The sequence below is a fragment of the Anaerolineales bacterium genome (assembly GCA_022866145.1).
GTDB lineage: Bacteria > Chloroflexota > Anaerolineae > Anaerolineales > E44-bin32 > PFL42.
The window spans coordinates 1-2,150 of the sequence record JALHUE010000342.1; the positions used below are offsets into that span (position 1 = coordinate 1).

The following is a 2,150-nucleotide window of genomic DNA, read 5'->3' on the forward strand; positions in this document are numbered from 1 at the left end:
CAACCAGCGCGTTCCCCGGTCGACCATCACCCGTGAGAGCGTCTCGCAACTGCCGCTGTTCTCAAAGGGAATGTACACGATCCGCTGCGAGAAATCCGCACGAAAGAGCGGGTAGATGAAACCATTGGCGTTCACATGGTACCCAAGCGTCTCTCCTGGAGGGACCTTGGCGACGGCGAATTCGTAGGTATCCCCGATCGTCAGGTACAGACTGGCTGCGTTGCGCTCGAGGGCGGGTTTCGACAGCATGCGAGAGAACTCGTCGATCGGGATCCTTCCGTAGTTCACAGTCGGCAGCACATTCAACGTCGCGCCGATGATCAAAAGCGCCGAGAGGACACGGCGCTCGAGGCGGTAGGCGTCAGGGACCGCCTGCAGAAAACACGTGGTCGTCAGGCAGAGAACGGCAGGGAACCAGGTGGCATAGCGCATGTTCCAGGGGCTGGCACGCGCCGAGAGAAAGAGCACAGCCAGCGACACCAGGAATCCAGCGATGACCGCTCGGGTCACTTTCAGGCGCACCAAGCACCAGATCAGTGTGGGAATGCCGAGCCCGTAGGCGATCCATCCCCATCCGGTCACGTTGGGAAGATCGGAGAGGATCGGCCCCTGTCGATCTCCGAACTTGTACCCGAAGACTTCCAGGTTCTCGAGAAAACGGGTCAGGCTGACCGGAAAATTGTTGTGGACGCCGGGAACAATGGGTGCACTCCCGAACTCGATCCCCATCGGATAGAAGGGATTGCCGAGGAGCACGGCGTTGCGCCCATACCAGTACAAGCCAAGAAACAGGCTCACCGCCACCATCCCCACCAGGGGAATCCAGATGCGCCTGCCGCCTGCGCGCAGCTGAGCCCGGGACGTTGCCAGCACCTGGCGCCAGCACCCACCTCGGCCGGCCGCCCGGGGAAGCAACCAGGCCATCGCAGCGATCCCGACCAGGACGTGCAGCAGATAGGCCTTCGTTCCGAGGCCGAAGAACGCCAATGCCAGCAGGAGTGTCAGTTGGCCTGGGAGGTTGCGTTCAGGAGAGAGATCCGGCCGCAGCACGAGATCTACGATCAATGCCATCATCAGCAGGATGATGCCCGTCATGAGCGGGTCGTTCTTGGCGCCGGTGGCAGCCAGCAGCAACGCAGGCGTCGTGGCGTAGGCCAATCCGGCAACCAGCGCCAGCGGAGCCCCACAGCCCAGCCGCCGAGCCAAGGCGTAGACCGCCACACAGGCAATGAGGTATCCGGGGATTCCCGCCGCTTCCACCACGATGTCGTGATGTAGAAAGACGGTGAACCAGGTCGAAAAGACCTCGAAGTTGGCCGGCAGGAAGGTGCGTGTGACTGGCGAATCAATGGGAAGGATGCGCGCACTTTGGGTCCAGGCCGCGACGTTGGTGAGGTGATATGTCAAAGCGTCCCAGACGAAGGGGGGAAGAGCCCAGACCAGGAAGGCGAACCGGGCTGTGAGGATGAGCATCAGCAGGGCAGCGAGGAATCTGAGGAGCCTGGGCAGGTCGAACCACCAGGCCGCAGCAGTTCTTCGCCCGGCGCGCCAACGCGCGGGTAGATCGAGCAGCACGGCTCGCGCCGCGGGAACAAGGCAAGCCAACCCCAGTACGAGCAGAGAAGCCGACGTCACACCCCATGGAGTCAGCCAACCGAGCAATCCCAGGGCGAGGTTGATGGCGGTGATCAGGCCGACGACGACGGCCAGGTAGGCCGCCAGATTCAGCGAGGCATCGTCGGTTCGCACGAGGCGATGGACCACGAGCGCCAATAGTCCGACGCAGACGGAGCTGATCAGCCAAAGGATGGCTCCTATGACCAGGGGCGTCATCCTCGCCCCCCGCACGCCAGGTCACCCCGTGCACTTGGAGCGCGAGGCAGGCAGCCGAGGTCTGGCACACGCGACGGCCCTCCCCTCCCGCAGGCGGAAGCCTGTCGCCTGATCAGGCCCGCCATGTTCACGATCACGGGATCTGAATCCTCGCCTCGAGCCGACCGTCTGAGCACGGTCCAGCTTGGAGAGAGAGGGTCTCTGGAATGGTGGTGAGTGCGAGGCGATCTTCCAGGTGCACCTCGGCAACCCAATCGGGATAGCGCAGCTTCAACCACGACTGCAGGCTGTACTCATCCAATCCGATGGCGCCCCGC

General features: G+C 63.1%; 2 protein-coding genes. Both read right to left on the reverse strand.

Features of this window, described 5'->3' with window-relative positions; all coding sequences use genetic code 11:
* Positions 1-1,833, reverse strand: a 1,833-nt coding sequence (locus tag MUO23_10625) for a hypothetical protein (GenBank protein MCJ7513409.1), incomplete at its 3' end; no start/stop codon positions are given.
* Between the two features lie 133 nt (positions 1,834-1,966).
* A partial coding sequence (locus tag MUO23_10630; GenBank protein MCJ7513410.1) for a hypothetical protein occupies positions 1,967-2,150 on the reverse strand: 184 nt, incomplete at its 5' end.